General features: G+C 67.0%; 18 protein-coding genes. 15 read left to right on the forward strand and 3 right to left on the reverse strand.

From position 1 onward, the window contains the following. The first annotated feature begins 30 nt into the window (after positions 1 to 30). The 14 genes from M3465_RS09510 (at position 31) to M3465_RS09580 (ending at position 13,813) form a co-directional block, all read left to right on the forward strand. The gene (locus M3465_RS09510; RefSeq protein WP_249501482.1) at positions 31 to 750 is read left to right on the forward strand and encodes a helix-turn-helix transcriptional regulator; all 720 of its coding nucleotides are present in this window, start codon (positions 31 to 33) and stop codon (positions 748 to 750) included. Between the two features lie 80 nt (positions 751 to 830). Further along, positions 831 to 1,250 (forward strand): acyl-CoA transferase, encoded by a 420-nt coding sequence (locus M3465_RS09515; RefSeq protein ID WP_249501483.1) that lies wholly within the window; start codon positions 831 to 833, stop codon positions 1,248 to 1,250. A 24-nt stretch (positions 1,251 to 1,274) separates the two neighbouring features. Beyond that, positions 1,275 to 2,216 carry a phage tail tube protein gene (locus tag M3465_RS09520; RefSeq protein WP_249501484.1) on the forward strand — a complete coding sequence of 314 codons (942 nt, stop codon included), beginning with the start codon at positions 1,275 to 1,277 and terminating at the stop codon, positions 2,214 to 2,216. Then, a complete protein-coding gene (locus M3465_RS09525) occupies positions 2,216 to 2,653 on the forward strand; it encodes a phage-derived protein YdaY family protein (protein ID WP_249501485.1) in 438 nt (145 codons plus the stop codon). Before M3465_RS09520 ends, M3465_RS09525 begins: the two co-directional genes overlap by 1 nt. A 98-nt stretch (positions 2,654 to 2,751) precedes the next feature. Next, complete coding sequence (locus tag M3465_RS09530) at positions 2,752 to 2,892, forward strand: DUF7697 family protein (RefSeq protein ID WP_249501486.1); 141 nt, start codon at positions 2,752 to 2,754, stop codon at positions 2,890 to 2,892. Beyond that, complete coding sequence (locus tag M3465_RS09535; RefSeq protein ID WP_249501487.1) at positions 2,873 to 5,332, forward strand: phage tail tape measure C-terminal domain-containing protein; 2,460 nt, start codon at positions 2,873 to 2,875, stop codon at positions 5,330 to 5,332. The genes M3465_RS09530 and M3465_RS09535 overlap by 20 nt, the downstream gene beginning before the upstream one ends. After that, on the forward strand, positions 5,332 to 5,958 hold the full coding sequence (locus M3465_RS09540) for a DUF2460 domain-containing protein (protein WP_249501488.1): 627 nt from the start codon (positions 5,332 to 5,334) through the stop codon (positions 5,956 to 5,958). The genes M3465_RS09535 and M3465_RS09540 overlap by 1 nt, the downstream gene beginning before the upstream one ends. Then, the gene (locus M3465_RS09545; protein ID WP_249501489.1) at positions 5,955 to 6,839 is read left to right on the forward strand and encodes a phage/gene transfer agent baseplate hub protein; all 885 of its coding nucleotides are present in this window, start codon (positions 5,955 to 5,957) and stop codon (positions 6,837 to 6,839) included. The genes M3465_RS09540 and M3465_RS09545 overlap by 4 nt, the downstream gene beginning before the upstream one ends. Further along, positions 6,836 to 7,282 (forward strand): NlpC/P60 family protein, encoded by a 447-nt coding sequence (locus tag M3465_RS09550; protein ID WP_249501490.1) that lies wholly within the window; start codon positions 6,836 to 6,838, stop codon positions 7,280 to 7,282. The genes M3465_RS09545 and M3465_RS09550 overlap by 4 nt, the downstream gene beginning before the upstream one ends. 9 nt (positions 7,283 to 7,291) lie before the next feature. After that, positions 7,292 to 11,257, forward strand: a complete 3,966-nt coding sequence (locus tag M3465_RS09555) for a baseplate multidomain protein megatron (protein WP_249501491.1) — start codon at positions 7,292 to 7,294, stop codon at positions 11,255 to 11,257. A 10-nt stretch (positions 11,258 to 11,267) separates the two neighbouring features. Then, positions 11,268 to 12,344 carry a DUF2793 domain-containing protein gene (locus tag M3465_RS09560; protein ID WP_249501492.1) on the forward strand — a complete coding sequence of 359 codons (1,077 nt, stop codon included), beginning with the start codon at positions 11,268 to 11,270 and terminating at the stop codon, positions 12,342 to 12,344. A 19-nt stretch (positions 12,345 to 12,363) separates the two neighbouring features. Then, positions 12,364 to 12,651 (forward strand): DUF6127 family protein, encoded by a 288-nt coding sequence (locus tag M3465_RS09565; RefSeq protein ID WP_249501493.1) that lies wholly within the window; start codon positions 12,364 to 12,366, stop codon positions 12,649 to 12,651. Between the two features lie 73 nt (positions 12,652 to 12,724). Next, complete coding sequence (locus M3465_RS09570) at positions 12,725 to 13,399, forward strand: YcbK family protein (RefSeq protein ID WP_249501494.1); 675 nt, start codon at positions 12,725 to 12,727, stop codon at positions 13,397 to 13,399. 162 nt (positions 13,400 to 13,561) lie between these two features. Further along, positions 13,562 to 13,813 (forward strand): hypothetical protein, encoded by a 252-nt coding sequence (locus M3465_RS09580; protein ID WP_249501496.1) that lies wholly within the window; start codon positions 13,562 to 13,564, stop codon positions 13,811 to 13,813. 15 nt (positions 13,814 to 13,828) lie between these two features. On the opposite strand, the gene M3465_RS09585 is transcribed toward M3465_RS09580, so the two are convergent. Further along, complete coding sequence (locus M3465_RS09585; RefSeq protein ID WP_249501497.1) at positions 13,829 to 14,293, reverse strand: very short patch repair endonuclease; 465 nt, start codon at positions 14,291 to 14,293, stop codon at positions 13,829 to 13,831. Between the two features lie 67 nt (positions 14,294 to 14,360). On the opposite strand from M3465_RS09585, the gene M3465_RS09590 reads away from it, so the two are divergent. Beyond that, positions 14,361 to 15,905, forward strand: a complete 1,545-nt coding sequence (locus M3465_RS09590) for a DNA cytosine methyltransferase (protein WP_249501498.1) — start codon at positions 14,361 to 14,363, stop codon at positions 15,903 to 15,905. Position 15,906: 1 nt separating this feature from the next. Here M3465_RS09590 and M3465_RS09595 read toward each other — a convergent pair whose 3' ends face one another. Both M3465_RS09595 and M3465_RS09600 read right to left on the reverse strand, forming a co-directional pair. Beyond that, complete coding sequence (locus M3465_RS09595; RefSeq protein ID WP_249501499.1) at positions 15,907 to 16,794, reverse strand: DUF2971 domain-containing protein; 888 nt, start codon at positions 16,792 to 16,794, stop codon at positions 15,907 to 15,909. 20 nt (positions 16,795 to 16,814) lie between these two features. After that, a complete protein-coding gene (locus tag M3465_RS09600; protein WP_249501500.1) occupies positions 16,815 to 18,620 on the reverse strand; it encodes an AIPR family protein in 1,806 nt (601 codons plus the stop codon).

Below are 18,620 nucleotides of genomic sequence, written 5' to 3' on the forward strand. Positions count from 1 at the left end.
TTCTGGCACCAAAGATGCTACAGTGGCGACATGAACATTCGCGCCCGCCATGACGCCATCGTCCGCAGCCTTCGCCGCAACGGGATGACCACCGTCGATGAACTCGCCGAAGAGGTCGGGGCCTCGAGGCGGACGATCCTGCGCGACATCGGTGCGCTGCGCGACGAAGGTTTCGTCATCCATTCCGAGCCGGGGCGCGGCGGAGGCCTTCTCCTCGACCCCGGTTCGGTCCAGACAACGGCGCGGCTTGCCGTGACCGAGGTCTTCGCGCTTCTTCTCGGCGTCGCGGCGATGCGCGCGGCCGGGAACCTGCCATTCTCGGGTCTGGCGGATTCCGGGCTTGCCAAGATCGAGAAGGCCCTTCCGCCCGAGAAGCTGCGCGACCTGCGTCGGTTTCTGGACTGCCTTCATGTGGGCAAGCTCTCACCGCTTCAGGACCTGTCAGATATGGGAAAGATGGATCCTGGATTGCTGTCGGCGTTCGAGACGGCGTTCCTGCAGCGCATCCACTTGAAGTTCCGCTACCGTGACGCGAAGGGGGTCGTGACTGAACGGCAGATCGAGCCGCAAGCCATGCTGATCCTGCCACCGCTCTGGTACCTTGTGGCATGGGATCCGGCACGCGAGGGTTTCCGGCATTTCCGGATGGACAGAATTAGCCACCCGGAACCTGTCGAGAGCCTGAAGTTCCGGCAGCGCCACGTGCCATTCGAGGATGACGTTTGCCCCTATCGTGATCTGCTTCGCTGATCTTGCGCACCGAGCACGTCGGAACAGGCGTCTGAATTCGGCGGTCGTGATCATCGCATCGCTTTTCACTTGGAAAACCAATGCCCACCCATCGCGAAACCATCCTCGCCGCGCTGTACGCGCGGCTCTCGGCGCTGCCCGCCACCGCCCTTCGCGGCGAGGTGCTGCCCGAGCGCGTGCCGGCCAATGGCCTGCTGATCCTCCGTGACGGCGAGCCGGGGGAGCCGGAGGTGACGCTGTCGCCGCTGCGCTACCACTACCAGCACCGTGCCGAAGTCGAGGCGGTCGTGCAGGGCGCGGACCGTGACGCCGTCTTTGATACCCTCTGCGCGAGCATCGGCACGGCGCTCGCCGCGGACCGAACTCTGGGCGGGCTCTGCGACTGGGTCGAGGCGGAAGCGCCGCGCCCGGTCGATCTGCCAGTCGAGGGCGCGGCGAGCCTGAAGGCGGCCGTCATCCCGGTCGTGCTGCACTATTCCACGGCCGACCCGCTGGCCTGACCCAAACGACAACAGGAGAACACCATGGCACGAGCCCAGGGGGCGCGGGCGCAGATGGCGCTTGCGTTCGAGACCGTCTATGGCACGCCGCCCGCAGGCGGCTTCACCCGCATGCCCTTCGCCAGCACCTCGCTTGGCGCGGAGCAGCCGCTGTTGAACTCGGAGCTTCTCGGGTACGGCCGCGATCCGCTGGCGCCGATCAAGGACGCGGTGACGGCGGATGGCGATGTCGTCGTGCCGCTCGACGCCGAAGCCTTCGGTTTCTGGCTGAAGGCGGCCTTCGGCACGCCCACGACCACGGGTGCGGAAGCGCCCTACACCCACGAGTTCCAGTCGGGGTCGTGGACGCTGCCCAGCATGTCGATCGAGACCGGAATGCCAGAGGTTCCGCGCTACGCGATGTACTCGGGCTGCGTGCTCGACCAGATCACCTGGCAGATGCAGCGCTCCGGCCTGCTGACGGCAACTGCGCGGCTGGTCGCACAGGGCGAGACGGTGGGGACGACGACCAGCGCCGGAACGCCCGCCGCGCTGGAGCTGAAGCGCTTCGGCCATTTCAACGGGGCAATCACCCGCAATGGCACCGCCCTCGGCAACGTGGTCTCGGCCGAGATCACCTATGCGAACAACCTCGACCGGATCGAGACGATCCGGAGCGATGGCCGCATCGACGGCGCGGACCCCAGCATCGCGGCGCTCACCGGCCGGATCGAGGTCCGCTTCGCCGACCAGACGCTGGTAAGCCAAGCGATCAACGGCGAGGCCTGCGAGATGGAGTTCGCCTACGTCCTGCCCTCTGGCGAGAGCTTCACCTTCACCGTGCACGCCGTCTACCTGCCGCGCCCGAGGATCGAGATCTCCGGGCCGCAGGGCGTCCAGGCCACCTTCGACTGGCAGGCGGCGCGCGACAGCGTCGTCGGCCGGATGTGCACCGCAACCCTCGTGAACGATGTGGAGACCTATTGATGCTGACGCTCGACCTGACCAACGCCCCGCGGTGGCACGACCTCGCCCCTGGCGTCCGGGCGCAGCTGCGCCCGCTGACCACCGCGCTGATGGTGGCCACGCGCAGCGATCCCGCCGTCGAGGCGGTGCCCGTGGAGGCTTCCGATGAGGAACGCGCCGTCGCTTTCGCCAAAGCGCTCGCGCGGCGTGCCGTGCTCGCCTGGGAGGGCATCGGCGATGCGGACGGCAATGCCATCGACCCGAGCCCGGAGGCCATCGACGCGCTGCTCGACGTCTGGCCGATCTTCGAGGTGTTCCAGCTGACCTACGTCTCCAAGGGCCTGCTGCTGGAACAGGAAAAAAACGCCTCCGCGCTCTCGCCGAATGGTCCTTCGGCGGGGGCGAGCGATACTGCGAAGCCTGCCCGCAAGCCTGCGAAGACTGCCCGGCGCGGCTGAACCGTCCGGAAACACCGGAGGGCTGGCAGGTCTGGGACCTCGTCGGCCGTCTCGGCGGCCAGCTGCGCGTGCTGCCGGGCGCCGTGATCGGCTGGGACATGTCAGCCGCGCTGGCGCTCGGGGATGCGCTCGGGGTTTCACCACTCGCCATGGCCGAACTGCTGCCCGTCATCGAAGCGGTGATGGGCGCCAAACTCAACGAACAGATGGATCATTCCCATGGCGGAAAAACGGGTTAGCGTCCGCCTCGCGGCCGTGGGCGGCCGGCAGGTGCGCGCCGAACTGGAAGGTGTCGGCGAGGCCGGATCGCGTGGCTTCGGACGGCTGAGCCGGGAGATGGAAGCGGCGAACGCCCGGCTGGCGGCGTTTTCGCGCCGTGTCGCTGTGGCAGCCGCTGCTGCCGTGGCAGCCGCTGCCGCCGCTGGCGTGGCAATGATCCGGTCCGGTCTGCAGACGGTTGATGCGCAGGCCAAGCTCGCGCAGTCGCTCGGCACCACGGTCGCCTCGATCCAGACGCTGGAGCGCGCGGGTGAGCTGGCGGGCGTGTCCATGTCCGGCATCGAGCAGGCGACGAAAGATCTGACCCGCCGTCTCAGCCAGGCAGCCGCCGGGACCGGCCCTGCCGCCGATGCGCTGGACCGGCTGGGGCTGTCCGCGAACGAGCTGATCGCCCTGCCGCTGGATCAGCGCGTGGGCGCGATCAACGCCGCCATCGAGAGCTTCGTGCCTGCCGCCGAACGCGCGGCGGTCGCGGGCCAGCTCTTCGGCGAAGAAGGCTCCATCGCGATGAGCCGGATCGACACCGCGACGCTGCGGCAGGCGACGGAGGATGTTCTCGCTTTCGGAGTCGTGGTCTTGGAGCAGGACGCCGACCAGATCGAGCGCACGAACGACGCCATCTCAAGGCTCGGGCTGATCTGGCGCGGGCTGTCGAACCAGTTGGCCGTTGCCGCAGCCCCCGCGCTGGAAGCCGTCGCCAACGCCATGGCGGCGGTCGCCAGCCGCACCGGCCCGCTCGGCATCGCGATCCGCGGGCTCTTCGACAACATCGGCCGCCTGACCACCTATGCTGCGACTTTCGCGGCCTTCCTCGCGGGCCGCTGGGTCGCCGGAATGGCGGTTGCAGCGCTCTCCGTGCGCGGTCTCGCCACGGCGCTGGTCGTCCTGCGCGGGGCGCTGATCCGCACCGGCATCGGGGCGCTGATCGTCGGCGCGGGCGAGCTCGTCTACCAGTTCACCCGCCTCGTCTCCGGTGCGGGCGGCTTCGGCGAGGCGATGTCGCTCCTGAAGGACCTCGCCGTCGAGGTCTGGGAGCGGATCAGGATGGGCGCGGCGGCGGCGGGCGCGGCCGCCACAGCGATGTTCTTCGACCTGAAGGCCGATGCCGCCTCCGGGATGCAGAGCGCAATCGAGAGCGTTGTCGGTTTTGGCAACACGGCCGCGAACACCTTCGAGGGCGCCTATGAGGCGATCAAGGCGATCTGGGGCCTGCTGCCCGCCGCCATCGGCGATCTGGCGTTCCAGGCGGCCAACAGCCTGGTCGACGGCGTCGAGGCGATGCTGAACGGCGTGGTCTCGCGCATCAACGGCTTCATTGGCGGCATCAACCAGGGGCTGGAAGCGCTCGGGTCGGAGCGGCGCATCTCGCTGGTGCCCGACCTCGACCTCGGCGAGATCGAGAACCGCTTCGAAGGGGCGGCCAGTGCCGCCACCACGGCGGCACAGGCGGCCTTCGACCGGGCCTTCGAGGACAACCCGCTCACCGCGCCCGATCTCGGGCTGACCGAGGCGGCCGCCCGCGCGCTCGAGTCCGCGAATGTCTACCGCGGCGCCGCGCGCGATCTGGCGGAAGGGGCCCGTGCGCCCCTCGAAAGCTGGCAGGCGCTGCGCGACGCGGTGCGCGGTGCCGACGAGGCCAGTGCCGATGTGCTGACCGAGGCCACCGGCGCGGCCGAACGGCTGGAGACGGCGCTTGGTGAAGCCGGACGCGCCGCCACGGGTGCTGGTGCGGCGGCCGGAGCCGCCGCCGCTGCCGCTGAGCCCGCGACCGAGGCCGCCGTCACCGGGTGGCAGGCGGTCACGGCAGCGCTGTCGGATTACGCCAGCAAGGCGCGCGAGATTGGTGGCGACATCGGCCAGAGCCTCCTCGGCGCCTTCCAGTCGGCCGAGAACGCGGTGGGCCAGTTCGTGAAGACCGGCAAGCTGAACTTCCGCGACCTCGTCACCTCGCTGCTCGCCGATCTCGCCCAGCTCGCGGCGCGGCGGTTCATCCTCGGGCCGATCGCCAATGCGCTCTCCGGCGTGTTCTCCGGGGCGGGCGTTCGCGGGGCTTACGCGGCCCCACTGGGGCCACGGTCCCCGCTCACCTACGCCAACTTCCTGCATGCGGGCGGGATGGTCGGGTCGGCCGGACCCTCGCGCATGGTTCCGGCCATGGCCTTCGCCGCTGCCCCCCGAATGCATTCTGGCGGCATGGCCGGGCTTCGCCATGACGAGGTGCCCGCGATCCTGCAGCGCGGCGAGCGCGTGCTGTCGCGGCGTGAGGCACAGACCTACGGCGCAACCGGTGGCGTCAACGTCACCATCATGGCCCGTGACGCCGAGAGCTTCCGGCAGTCGCGCACGCAGGTCGCGGCCGACATCGCCCGCGCCGTATCGCTCGGGCGGAGGGGCATGTGATGGCGTTCCACGAGGTCCGGTTTCCGGACGACATCAGCCGCGGCGCGCGCGGCGGGCCGGAACGGCGCACCCAGATCGTCGAGCTCGCCTCGGGCGACGAGGAGCGCAACGCGAGCTGGGCCAATTCGCGCCGCCGCTACGACGTCGCTTACGGCATTCGCCGCGCCGACGATCTGGCGGCCGTGATCGCCTTCTTCGAAGCAAGGAACGGGCGTCTCCACGGTTTCCGCTTCAAGGACTGGGGTGACCACAAGTCCTGCCTGCCCTCGGGCATGCCGTCGCCCACCGACCAGGCGATCGGCACCGGCGATGGCGCGACGACCGCTTTCCATCTGGTGAAGCGCTACGCCTCGGGCGCGCAATCGTGGACGCGCGCCATCGCGAAGCCGGTGGCGGGCAGCGTGCGTATCGCGCTGTCGGGCGTCGAGCAGCCCTCCGGCTGGTCGGTCGACACCGCCACCGGCGTCGTCACCTTCTCCGCCGCCCCAGGTTCCGGCGTCGCGATCACCGCAGGCTTCGAGTTCGACGTGCCGGTCCGCTTCGACACCGACGTGCTCGACGTGACGCTCGACCTCGAGCGGCTCGGCTCGATCACTTCCATTCCGCTTCTGGAACTGCGCCGATGAAGACCCTCGACCCTGACCTGCAGGCCCATCTCGACGAGGGCACGACGACGCTCGCCTGGTGCTGGCGGATCGCCCGCGCCGACGGCGTCACGTTCGGCTTCGCCGACCATGACCGGACGCTGACCTTCGATGGCACTGACTTCGAGCCCGAGAGCGGGCTGACCGCCTCAGAGGTCCGCTCGGGATCGGACCTGTCGGTCGATGCGCAGGACGCGGAAGGCGTGCTGACCTCCGACCGGATCACCGAGACCGACATCCTCGACGGCCGCTGGGACGCGGCGCAAGTCGAGGTCTGGCGGGTGAACTGGGCCGACACGGGTCAGCGGGTTCTGATGCGCCGGGGCGCCATCGGCCAGATCCGGCGCGGGCGGCTTGCCTTCGTCGCCGAGGTGCGCTCGCTGGCGCATGTGCTGGGCCAGACGGTCGGGCGGACGTTCCAGGCGACCTGCGATGCCGCGCTCGGCGACGCGCGCTGCGGCGTCGATCTCGAAAATCCGGCCTTCAAGGGCACGGGCGCTGTGATCGATCTTCTGCGCGACCGCGCCTTTACCGCCTCCGGGCTCGGCGGGTTCATATCCGGCTGGTTCACCTTCGGCACGCTGGACTGGACGAGCGGCGCGAACGCGGGGCGGCGCACCGAGGTTTTGAGCCATGACGTAACGGACGGCATCGCTGTGCTGACCCTGCTCGAAGCGCCTGTGCTCGCGATCGCCGAGGGCGACGCCTTCACCATCCGCGCGGGCTGCGACAAGCGCATGGAGACCTGCGGGGCCAAGTTCGCGAACATCGCCAACTTCCGCGGCTTCCCGCATATCCCCGGGCAGGATGCCGTCCTCCGCTATGCCACCAAGGATGGCGGCCACGAGGGAGGCGTGCTGTGACGCAACCCCTCGCATTGACCGACCCCGCGCGCGTCATTGCCATCGCGCGGGCCTGGCTCGGCACTCCGTATCATGATCAGGCCAGCCTGCGCGGCGTCGGCTGCGACTGCCTCGGGCTCGCGCGGGGCGTCTGGCGCGATGTCGTCGGCCCCGAGCCGTTCCCGATCCCGCCCTACAGCCGCGACTGGGGTGAGACAGGCCCGCGCGAAGTTCTGGCCGACGGCGCGCGGCGCATGATGATCGAAGTGGAACTCGCGGCAGCCGGTCCCGGCGCGCTGGTGCTGTTCCGCATGAAGCCCCGCGCCATCGCCAAGCATGTCGGGATCCTGACCGGGCCCGGCGCCTTCCTCCACGCCTACGAGCGGCTCGGCGTGATCGAGGAACCGCTTAGCCCATCCTGGCGGCGGCGCATCGCCTTCGCCTTCCTGTTCCCGCAACGCTGAGACCCCCACATGGCCACCCTCGTTCTCGGCGCGGCCGGCGCCGCCATTGGCGGTTCGATCGGCGGCGCGATCCTCGGCGTGAGCGCTGCGACCATCGGCGGCTTCATCGGCTCCAGCATCGGCTCGGTCGTCGACAGCTGGATCATCTCGTCGCTGGCGCCCACGCAGCGCATCGAGGGCGCGCGTCTCGACACGCTGCGCATCACCTCCGCCACCGAAGGCGCCGTCATCCCGCGGCTCTACGGACGGATGCGGATGGGCGGCAACATCATCTGGGCGACGGATTTCCGTGAGGAGACGAAGACCACCACGCAGGGCGGCGGCAAGGGCGGCGGAGGCGGCAAGGTCAAGACCACCGAGTATCTCTACTACGCCTCCTTCGCCGTCGCGCTTTGCGAAGGCCCGATCACCGGGATCGGCCGCATCTGGGCCGACGGCAAGCCGATGGACCTCTCCGGCGTCACCTGGCGCTGGTATCCGGGCGACGAGGCGCAGACCGCCGATCCGTTCATCGCCGCGAGGATGGGCGCGGCCAGCACGCCTGCCTATCGCGGCACGGCCTATGTGGTCTTCGAGGAACTCGCCCTCTCGACCTACGGCAACCGCCTGCCGCAGCTCTCGTTCGAGGTATTCCGGCCGCTCGCCGATCCCGACACCGCCGAGGGGCTGACACGCGCCGTCACCATGATCCCGGCCTCGGGCGAGTTTACCTACGCCACGCAGGCGATCCGCAAGACCGATGGCGGCGCGACGGTGCCCGAGAACCTGAACGCGCGGGCCGACTCCACCGACATGGTCGAGGCGCTGAACCGGCTGCAGGCCATGGCGCCTGCGGTCGAGAGCGTCAGCCTCGTCGTCGCGTGGTTCGGCGACGACCTGCGCGCGGGATCCTGCAAGGTGCGGCCGGGCGTCGAGGTGTCGGCGAAGTCGACGACGCCGACCAGCTGGTCGGTCAATGGCGTCAGCCGCGCCAATGCCTTCCTCGTCAGCCGCGACGACCAGGACCGCCCGGTCTATGGCGGCACGCCGTCCGACTTCGCGGTGGTGCAGGCGATCCAGGAGATGAAGACCCGCGGGCTGCGGGTAACCTTCTATCCGTTCATCCTGATGGACGTGCCGCCCGGCAACACGCTGCCGAACCCGTATTCCGACAACGCCGCGGAGACGGGGCAGCCTGCGTTCCCGTGGCGGGGGCGGATCACCTGTTCTCCGGCGGCGGGGTTCGCCGGGACCGTGGACAAGACGGCGACGGCCGCAAGCCAGGTCGCGTCGCTGTTCGGCGCGGCGACGCCAGCGAGCTTCAGCGTCTCCGGCCAGTCAGTTTTGTGGACCGGCGCGCCCGGCGAGTGGGGCCTGCGCCGGATGGTGCTGCACTACGCCCATCTCTGCGCGGCGTCGGGCGGGGTAGATGCCTTCCTCATCGGCACCGAGATGCCGGGGCTGACGACGATCCGGTCGGGCGCGGCCACATATCCGGCCGTGCAGGCGTATCGGGACCTGCTCGCGGATGCGCGCTCGATCCTCGGTGCCAGCACGAAGATCGGCTACGCCGCCGACTGGTCGGAATACTTCGGGCACCAGCCCGGCGACGGCAGCGGCGATGTGTTCTTCCATCTCGATCCGCTCTGGGCTGATCCGGAGATCGATTTCGTCGGCATCGACAACTACATGCCGCTGTCGGACTGGCGCGACGGGTTCGAACACGCGGATGCGGCCGAGGGCTGGCCCGCGATCTACGACCGCGCCTACCTGCAGGCGAACATCGCGGGCGGCGAAGGTTTCGACTGGTTCTATGCCAGCGCGGCGGATCGCACCGCGCAGGTCCGCACCCCGATCACCGATGGCGCCGCGGCCAAGCCGTGGGTGTTCCGCTACAAGGATCTGCAAGCCTGGTGGTCGAACCCGCATTACGACCGCCCGGGCTGGGTGGAGAGCGGGACGCCGACGGCGTGGGCGCCGCAGTCCAAGCCGATCTGGTTCACCGAGCTCGGCTGTCCCGCCATCGACCGGGGCACGAACCAGCCCAACGTCTTCTTCGATCCCAAGTCCTCGGAGAGCTTCACGCCGCATTTCTCGCGAGGCTGGCGCGATGACGCGATCCAACGCGCCTATCTCGAGGCGACGTACCTCTGGTGGGGCGAGGCTGCGAACAATCCGCTGTCCTCGGTCTATGGCGGCCGGATGGTGCACGTCCCCGAATGCGCCGCATGGACCTGGGATGCGCGGCCCTATCCGTTCTTCCCCGCGCTGACCGGCGTCTGGACGGACGGCGCGAACTGGCGGCTCGGCCACTGGCTGACGGGGCGGCTCGGCGCGGTGTCGCTGGCGGCCCTCGTGCGGCACCTCTGCCTGCAGGCGGGCCTGCCCGAGGCGAGGATCGACGTCACCGGCCTCTGGGGCGCGGTGGAGGGCTACGCCATCACGGCGCTCGAAAGTCCGCGTGCCTCGATCACCACGCTGTCGCGCCACTTCGGCTTCGACGCCGTCGAGACCGAGGGCGTGATCCGCTTCGTCATGCGCGGCCGGGCGTTTGTCGCCACCCTCGCGCCCGACGATCTGGTCGCCGCCCGCGAAGGCGACGTGCTGGAACTGACCCGTGGCCAGGAGACCGAACTGCCGCAGGCGCTGAAATGGCAGGTCGCGCGCGCCGACGAGGATTACGACGCGGCCCTCGTCGAGGCGCGGCGCATCACCGTGGACACCACGCGCATCGCGTCCGAGAGCTTTCCGATGGCGGTACCGCCCGAGGAAGCCGAGCGGCGCTGCCGCCGCGCGTTGATGGAGGCGTGGGTGGGGCGCGAGACGGCGGCATTCCGATTGCCGCCCTCGCGCCTGGCGCTCGATCCGGCCGACGCGATCCGGCTAAAGCATGACGGGCGGCTGGTCGATCTGCGGCTCGTCTCCATCGCCGACGCCGAGGCGCGCGGCATCGAGGCGGTGCGCCAGGACCGGGCGACCTACGATCTGCCGCCCGGCGACCCGCGCGCGGCGTCGCTCACCCGGGCCATAGTATTCGGCGCGCCGGATGCGGTGCTGATGGACCTGCCGCAGCTGACCGAGGATCAGCCCGCGCATCGTCCCTTCGCAGCGGCGCATGCCGTGCCGTGGCCCGGCGAGATGGCGGTTTATCGCAGCCCCTCGACCGACGGGTTCGAGCTGCTGACAACGGCTCAGTCCCGCGCCCGGATCGGCGCGCTGGTCTCGGACTTCTTTGCGGGGCCGACCTCGCGCTCCGACCTCGGCAATGCGCTGGTGGTCGATCTTCTGACCGGCACGATGGAGAGCGTCACCGACCTGACCCTGTTCGGCGGCGCCAACGCGCTCGCTATCGAGAGCGCGCCCGGCACTTGGGAGATCGTGCAGGCGGGCGCGGCCGAGCTGCTGGCACCTGGTCGGTATCGGCTCACCCGGCTCCTGCGCGGTCAGCGGGGTACGGAGGATGCCATGGGCAACCCCGCGCCGGCGGGCGCGCGGGTCGTGGTGCTCGACGACAGCCTCGCAACGCTACCAATCGCCGAAGCTGATCTCGGGCTGCCGTGGAACTGGCGCATCGGCCCGGCCAGCCGCCCGGTCAGCGACGAGACCTACGTCGCTCATGCCTTCACGCCCGAGGGCGTCGGACTGCGGCCGTTCTCGGTCGCCCATGTCGAGCAGCCATGGCGCAGGCCTCGCACGCCCGGCGATCTGACGATCCGCTGGACCCGCCGGTCCCGCGCGCTCTCGGCCGACAGCTGGGGCGGGCTGGAAGTGCCGATGGCGGAGGAACTGGAAGCCTACGAGGTCGAAATCCTCGACGGTGCAACGGTAAAGCGGCTGCTGAGCACCGCCACCCCCAGCGCCGTCTACACCGCCGCCCAGCAGACCGCCGACCGGGGCGCGCCGCTCGGGTCCGGCGACACGCTCGACATCCGCATCTTCCAGCTCTCCGCCCTTGTAGGACGGGGCGCGCCCAAGACCGTCACGCTCCTGTTCTGAAGGCGATCCCATGTCCGACGCCACGACCCATCTCCTGCTGCCCTACATCCTCGCGGCGCAGGCCCAGAAGCACGTCACCCACAACGAGGCGCTGCGGATCCTCGACGGGCTCGTCCAGCTTTCCGTGCTCGACCGCGATCTGACAGCGCCGCCCGCCAGCCCCACTGATGGCGACCGTTACATCGTCGGCTCCGGTGCTACCGGCGACTGGACGGGCTGGGACCTGAACGTGGCGCTCTGGACGGACGGCGCCTGGCTGCGCCTGCCGCCCCGGACCGGCTGGCGGGCTTGGGTCGAGGACGAGAGCCTGCTGCTGGTCTACGATGGCGCGGGCTGGGTCGGAACCACACCGGCCGCGCTGCAGAACATCGCGCTGCTCGGCGTCGGCACCACGGCCGACGCCTCGAACCCGTTCTCGGCCAAGCTGAACGCCGCGCTCTGGACGGCGAAGACCGTGGCGGAGGGCGGCACCGGCGATCTGTTCTACACCATGAACAAGGAGGCGGCGGGCGACGATCTCGGGCTGACACTCCAGACCAACTTCGTCACCAAGGCGCTGGTCGGCCTGTTCGGCTCCGACCGGTTCCGCCTCTCGGTTTCGGCCGATGGCAGCACCTTCTTCGACGGGCTGAGCGTCGACAACGGCACCGGCATCGTCGACCAGCCCCGGCTGCCGCGCTTCAAGGCGTACACGAACTACGACAACTATGTCGGCGTCGGTGCCTGGACGAAGATCGGTCTCAACAACACCGACACCAACGATCAGGCAGCCTTCGATGCCGCGAACAACCATTTCGTGGCACCCGTCGACGGCACCTACCTCCTTGGCGCGACGCTGCTCTACAAGATCAACACCAGCGCAACGGCGCGTATGCGCGGACGGCTCGTGCTGAACGGCGCCACGGAAATCCGCGGCTCCTTCGGCGAAATCTCCGCCACCCATGTCTCGCTCGCCACCGCGATCTGGCTGCAGACCATGGTGCCGCTGACCGCGGGCGATACCGTCGAGCTGCAGGGGTATTTCCGGGTCGCGGATGGCTACTTCGCGGCCGATCACACGTCCTTCTGGGGCTGCAAGATCGGCTGAGCGGCGGAAGGAGGATCCGATGACACCACCCCGATCCGAGGGCTTCGTGCGCATGCCCGACGCCGAGTTCGAGGCGATCCTTATCCGGGCGGCGGACGAAGGCGCGAAGCGCGCGCTCGCCGATGTCGGCCTCGACGGCGACGAGGCCGCGCTCGACATCCGCGATCTGCGCTCGCTCGTCGACTGCATCCGCCTGGTGCGCCGCACCGCGATGCAGACCGCCGTCCGCATGATCACCACCGGCGTCATGCTGGCGCTGCTCGCGGGCATCGCCATCAAGCTCAAGATCTTCGGCGGCAGCCCGTAGCCGCGCCCCATCCCCATTCATCAGTCCGCAATCACCCGCCCTCGAGGCGGGTTTCTCGTTTTCGGAGGCCCCCATGACGAAGACCTTCCACAGCCACTGGCGCGACGTTCCGGAGAGCGCATGGCGCTGGCGGAATTTCAGCCCGGCCGAGATCGCCTGCCGGGGCACCGGCAAGCTGCTGGTCAACGAACCCGCGCTCGACAAGCTTCAGTCGCTGCGCGACCGATTGGGCAAGCCGCTCATCGTCCGCTCGGCCTACCGCAGCCCCGAGCACAACCGCGCCGTCGGCGGCGCGACCCGCTCCAAGCACCTCGACGGCGCCGCCTTCGACATCGCCATGGCGAACCACGACCCGGCGGTGTTCGAGGCGGCGGCGCGCGAGGTCGGGTTCCTCGGCTTCGGTTTCTATCCGCGCTCGGGGTTCATGCATGTCGACCTGGGGCCCGCCCGTCAGTGGGGCCAGCGGTTCCCGATCCGGGCGACCGCATTTGCAGCGGAGACTCCGCCCGCGCGCGAAGTGCTGGCCGACAGCCGCACCATGAAGGGTGGTGGCGCGGCCGGCGTTGCGACGCTGGGCGCGGCAGGCGTCGAGGTGGCGCAGAGCGTCCTGGCCGATACCCAGACCGCCATCCTGCCGCTCGTGCCATATCTCGACACGCTCCGTTGGGTGTTCATCGCCGTGGCTCTCGGCGGGATCGCGGTCACGATCTACGCTCGGCTCGACGACTGGAAGCGGGGGCGGCGGTGATCGGCGGGCTCCTCACCGGGATCGCCACGAGCCCATGGATGCGGGCGGCGCTGCGCTACGGAGCCATCGCGCTGGCAGTGCTCCTGTTCCTGCTTTCGCTTCGGCGCTCCGGGGAGCGAGCGGGACGCCTCGCCGAACGCCTTGAAACCACGGAGAAGGCCAATGACGTCCAACGTCGGATGCTGGAAGCGGCGGCTCGCCGTCCTCGCTCTCACCACGAGCTTGCTGAACGGCTGCGGGACGGTTCGTTCTGAGGACGGCAGGCTCGCGACTTGCCCGCCCGTGGTCGAGTATGGCCGGGAGTTCGAGGCGCGGGCGGCCGAGGAACTGGCCCGGCTACCGGAGGGATCAATGATCGCGGAAATGCTGAGCGATTACGCCGTCATGCGCGACCAGGCGCGGGCCTGTGGATAGCGCAGCGCGGTCAGCTCAGGATCGACGTGCGTTGTTGTCGCCAATCTCGATCTGAGGTTCTTCTGTTCGCAGCCAGATCGACAGGCTTTCCGTCGAGGCTTCTACCTGTTCCGGCTTCCGCAAGGCGCACTCCCATACCGTCGCCACGCGCCACCCGTCTTCGAGGAGTCTTGTGCGAACGGCACTGTCTCGAGCGGTGTTCGCATCGAACTTCGCCCGCCAGAACTCCGGCCGGGTTGCCGGTACGGTCGCGTAGCGGCACCCTTGGTGTCGGTGCCAGAAGCAGCCGTGCACGAAGACCACGGCCCGGTGCTTCGGAAGGACAAGGTCCGGTCGACCGTGAACCTTGCCGGAATGAAGCCGGAAGCGGAAACCGCGCGCGTGCAATGCCCGCCTGAGGGCCAGCTCGGGCTTGGTGTTCTTTCCCCTGATCCCAGACATCATCCGGGAACGGGTCTGCTGGTCCACAATATCGGTCACATCCGTCCTGGTTTTCGTCCCTGAACCTGGTATACACCGGCTGAATGAAATTCGTCAGGAGCCTTATTTGCCTTCCACTTTCGGTATTGTCGATCTGTTCGCCGGCCCGGGCGGACTTGGCGAGGGGTTCGCTTCCCTCGTCGAGGACGGCCATGCGCCGTTCCGGATCGGCATTTCAGTCGAGAAGGAGGCGTCGGCCCATCGGACCCTGACACTGCGTGCCTTTCTGCGCGAGTACCGTGCACGTCATGGCGTCTTGCCGAAAGAGTTCATCGATTTCCATGCCGGGCTGGCATCCGAACCGGACTGGTCAGCCGTCGATGCCGAAGCGTGGCGGCATGCCATCGACGAAGCCCGCGCGCTTGAGCTCGGCACCGGGGCTGCGGCGACCGCCATAGATGGCGCCATCGCGACGCTGAAAGCAAAGTACGACGACACGATCCTGATCGGCGGCCCGCCCTGTCAGGCCTATTCCTTGGTGGGGCGCGTCCGCTCCAGAGGCAAGGTCGGCTACGTCCCGGAGAAGGATGCGCGGCACTACCTCTTTCGGGAGTACATCCGGGTCCTCGACAAGCTTCGCCCGGCCGCCTTTGTTATGGAAAACGTCAAGGGCATGCTTTCGTCCACAGTCGAGAGCCGACTTGTCTTCGAGATGCTGATGGAGGATCTGTCCTCGCTCGGCACGGGTCACGCCCATCACTACGAACTTCGTGCCGTCCGGGTAGAGGATGGCAAGGCCAGCCTGCAGGAGGCGGCGCAGCCCTCGGATTTCATCGTGCGCGCCGAGGCGTTCGGAGTCCCGCAGCGTCGCCACAGGGTGATCATCGTCGGCATCCGTTCGGACATCGCAGGACAGGCAGCCGATGCGGAGATCGCTGTATCGGGGATCGCGCGGACCGTCCGCGATGTCATCGATACGATGCCCGCCTTGCGAAGCGGCATCAGCCGCGGGCGCGACGACGCGGCTGCCTGGCGAGGAGAAGTCCTCGACGCCGCAAAGCTGCTGGCCGGCATCTCCAGGGGGAAGGAGAAACGTCCGCTCCGCGAAGCGTTCCTGACCGTTTCGGAGCGAGTGAAGGAAAACCCGCCTATTGTTCGGGCCGCGGCACGGTTGCCAGACGGCTACGGCACTTCGAACGATGAGTTGCTGCAGTGGATCGAGCGACCCGAACTTCGCGCGATCGCCCAGCACGAGACGCGCGGGCACATGGCATCGGATCTGGGTCGCTACCTGTTCGCTGCCGTGTTCGGGACCGTCCGTGGCTACAGCCCGAAGGCCGCCGATTTTCCTCTGGTGCTCAGCCCCGATCACCGCAACTGGCACAGCGGTGTGTTCAATGACCGCTTCCGGGTTCAGCTGGCGGACGAGGCATCGACCACGGTCACGAGCCACATCTCCAAGGATGGCCACTACTTCATCCATCCCGATCCGATCCAGTGCCGCAGCCTGACCGTGCGCGAGGCAGCCCGCCTGCAGACCTTCCCCGACGATTACCTGTTTCTCGGCAATCGGACACAGCAGTATGTCCAGGTCGGAAACGCCGTGCCGCCGTTCCTTGCAAAGCAGATCGCGCGCCTAGTGTTTGAAAGCCTTCGAGCTAGCAATAGGTAGGTTAATCGATAACCAAAGTGTAAACACCTTTCGCACGACGAGCCGTCCTCAGCGGAACTCCAGGGTAGCGTTTCTTCATCAAGGCCAGAATTTGCACTCGATAGTGGTCCACCATGCGCTCTCCCAGAATGACTTCCTTGATCGCCTCGCGAGGGTACGGCCGAAGGATCGGTGCGGTGTCGCTCTGCGGCGATTGAACCAGAAGACGTCGCTCTCCCTCATATTTCCATTCCGTGGGCTTCGCAGCGAAGACAAGTTGCCATATCTCTTGCATCTGCCGTAACGCGACTGCACCAGCCTGTTCGTAAATTGGGATCCAGCTCATTTCGTCCGTCTTCCCCAAATGCTGGATTCGTGTTTCCGTCTCCTCGATTGCCATCTGATGATACCAGTCTTGGTCCCGAGCGATCGCGTAGACGAAGCTGTCCAAAGTTGGTGGCGCATCGATGTAGGCCACGTCCACAACATAACCTTCTGGCTCGGCTTTGGTGACCAAGTTCTCATCAAAGACAATGCAAAATCCGCGAAGCCCGTCTGCGTAGTGAGACCACATAAGCAGGTTGTCCCGTTGCGAGCCAAAACATGCAATTCTTACTCCGTCTCTCATCTCTTGGAATGGTGGTTGGTAATCCTTGCATTCATTGAAGTATGCAATCACATCCTCGTCCTCGGGTGAACAACCTTCCATGCCCCACGCCCTCAGCGCCGCCGCAAAGCGCTCAGGTTCGCGCGAAGCGTCGGGAATTCCCTCGTAGATGTTGCTCCAGAACTCAAACGGGTCATTATAGGCTGAATAGTGCTGACAATAGATCACACCGTCTGCGAGATTCCTTAGGGAGTATTCCGTCGGACCACAAAACTTTAACAAATCCTGCTTCGATTCTGGCATGCTAGTGCGCCGCCTTCGATTCAGAGAGACTTGATCTCAGGAATAGACAACGAATGAGGCGGGTAGTCAGCCGCTCTGACCTTTGCCCAGGTGTCCGCACGTTTCGCGACTTCTGAAATCTGCTGACCCGGAGCGATCCTGTTGAATTCGGCGTTCACGATCACTGCCCAGTCCCAGAGCAGGTCCCGCAAACCACCCGAAATCCCTTGCCGCATCCATATCTGCTCGAGGTCGAGCCTGTCACCAAGTCGATCGGCAACCACCGATACAACGTAAGTCGCGATGTTGACCCATCCCTGGCGGAACACCTCTTTCGCCTCCTTCGTCTTGATCATGCTCTCGATCGCCTTGAACAGAATGACCTTGGCGATCATCGCCCGATACCAGCGGGCATCGAGCGGGCTTGGGACAATGGTCGGATCGTCATCGAGAGCAGCCATGAAGGCCGCGAAGTTTTTCTCGCCAGCCATGGCGACCTGGTTCGGCTTGCAGCGCCACGCTTCATGGTACTTGGCGATGTCGTTCTTGGTCAGCTTGCGTTTCGGCGGGATCATCTCCTTCAGGTTCCGCCTCTTCGCGGGCGTGGTGCCTTCCCTCAGCAGCATGACGTTGTAGGCGCCAGCTGCGCGCTCGTAGAACCATCGCGTTGCACCGTCGGGGCACCACGTGTCGTTCGCGAGTTTCTCAAGCTCTCGATGGAACGGGCGGTTTGCCGACAGGTCGGACATCTTCACCGCGTTTTGACTGTTCGCATACCGTGAAACGTTGCTGATCAGTCTCTCGCGCGCTTCGTCCTGCGATCCCTTGAGGATGATGATCTTGGCCGGGACCATGACATGGCTTAGATCGATCGTGCGATCATCGCGGGATGAGAAGTAGATGGTCGAGGTCGTCTGGCCGCCGTTCACGATCTGCAGACCTTTCAGGAAGGACAGGCCCAGATTCCCGTCGTCGGTCCGCTCGAAGGCCGCGTCGTCGCAGACAAGCACGAGGCCATTGTTGAAGGCGAGGAAGTGCTCCGGTTCCTTTCGCAGTGTTTCGACGATGCCCTTGTTGACCGCGCGCTTGTTTCCCAGAAAGGTGCGAATATTGGCTTCGAGCAGCGTCGTCCCGTAGCGCAGATAGAGATCCCGAATGAGCTGCCCGGGAATGGCGGTTAGGGCATACTCGTAGTCAGCGTCAGGGTCTGGGACATGTACGCAGGGAAGCGCCCGACCGATCGACTGGACGAAACTTACGGCCAGTTCGTCTCGCGGTTTGCCCTCGGTGTGGCGGAACAGCCTCTCCATATCCATGGCCTCGACAGCCACCATCTTCTGGTGAACCTCTTTGTTCGAGAACCGCTTGGTCTTGGTCTTGCCATCGGTGATCACGAACACACGAAGTCGGTCGATCTCGCCCCAGCGAGAACGAATGGTCGCAACCAGATCCCTGACCGGATGCGTCGGATCGATCCTTGCATCGAGGTTGCCGCTTGCCGCTCGAAACAGAAAGCGAACGCCTTCGCTTGCGGTTGCGGTGGCATCCGAGTCCCTGAGATCGTTCAGTTCTTCGGTCCCGAAATAGTGGGTCACGAAGAGGTCGAGAGCCGTTTCATCGGAGCTGAGCGCATAGCCTGTAATGCGGAGTTTCGCGTTGCCGACCTTGCCGCTCCAGTGGCAAACGGTTGGTGCCTCGCAGATACCGGTTTCTGCAACATGCTCCATGACCATTTCCGCAAAAACGAGCTCATCCGAAGGAAATGGGCCTTCGCCGGCCTCTACGCGCTCGGCGATGATGGTCTGCAGATCGGAACGAAAGTTGCGGTGAAAATCATCGAGGCTCAT

Origin of the sequence: Marivita sp. GX14005 (assembly GCF_023370775.1) — a bacterium.
GTDB lineage: Bacteria > Pseudomonadota > Alphaproteobacteria > Rhodobacterales > Rhodobacteraceae > Marivita.

What these genes read in the sequence shown, in the direction of transcription:
- M3465_RS09510 (WP_249501482.1), top strand. Translation starts at nt 31, where the DNA reads ATGAACATTCGCGCCCGCCATGACGCCATCGTCCGCAGCCTTCGCCGC.
- M3465_RS09515 (WP_249501483.1), top strand. Translation starts at nt 831, where the DNA reads ATGCCCACCCATCGCGAAACCATCCTCGCCGCGCTGTACGCGCGGCTC.
- M3465_RS09520 (WP_249501484.1), top strand. Translation starts at nt 1,275, where the DNA reads ATGGCACGAGCCCAGGGGGCGCGGGCGCAGATGGCGCTTGCGTTCGAG.
- M3465_RS09525 (WP_249501485.1), top strand. Translation starts at nt 2,216, where the DNA reads ATGCTGACGCTCGACCTGACCAACGCCCCGCGGTGGCACGACCTCGCC.
- M3465_RS09530 (WP_249501486.1), top strand. Translation starts at nt 2,752, where the DNA reads ATGTCAGCCGCGCTGGCGCTCGGGGATGCGCTCGGGGTTTCACCACTC.
- M3465_RS09535 (WP_249501487.1), top strand. Translation starts at nt 2,873, where the DNA reads ATGGCGGAAAAACGGGTTAGCGTCCGCCTCGCGGCCGTGGGCGGCCGG.
- M3465_RS09540 (WP_249501488.1), top strand. Translation starts at nt 5,332, where the DNA reads ATGGCGTTCCACGAGGTCCGGTTTCCGGACGACATCAGCCGCGGCGCG.
- M3465_RS09545 (WP_249501489.1), top strand. Translation starts at nt 5,955, where the DNA reads ATGAAGACCCTCGACCCTGACCTGCAGGCCCATCTCGACGAGGGCACG.
- M3465_RS09555 (WP_249501491.1), top strand. Translation starts at nt 7,292, where the DNA reads ATGGCCACCCTCGTTCTCGGCGCGGCCGGCGCCGCCATTGGCGGTTCG.
- M3465_RS09560 (WP_249501492.1), top strand. Translation starts at nt 11,268, where the DNA reads ATGTCCGACGCCACGACCCATCTCCTGCTGCCCTACATCCTCGCGGCG.
- M3465_RS09565 (WP_249501493.1), top strand. Translation starts at nt 12,364, where the DNA reads ATGACACCACCCCGATCCGAGGGCTTCGTGCGCATGCCCGACGCCGAG.
- M3465_RS09570 (WP_249501494.1), top strand. Translation starts at nt 12,725, where the DNA reads ATGACGAAGACCTTCCACAGCCACTGGCGCGACGTTCCGGAGAGCGCA.
- M3465_RS09580 (WP_249501496.1), top strand. Translation starts at nt 13,562, where the DNA reads ATGACGTCCAACGTCGGATGCTGGAAGCGGCGGCTCGCCGTCCTCGCT.
- M3465_RS09595 (WP_249501499.1), bottom strand. Translation starts at nt 16,794, where the DNA reads ATGCCAGAATCGAAGCAGGATTTGTTAAAGTTTTGTGGTCCGACGGAA.
- M3465_RS09600 (WP_249501500.1), bottom strand. Translation starts at nt 18,620, where the DNA reads ATGAGCCTCGATGATTTTCACCGCAACTTTCGTTCCGATCTGCAGACC.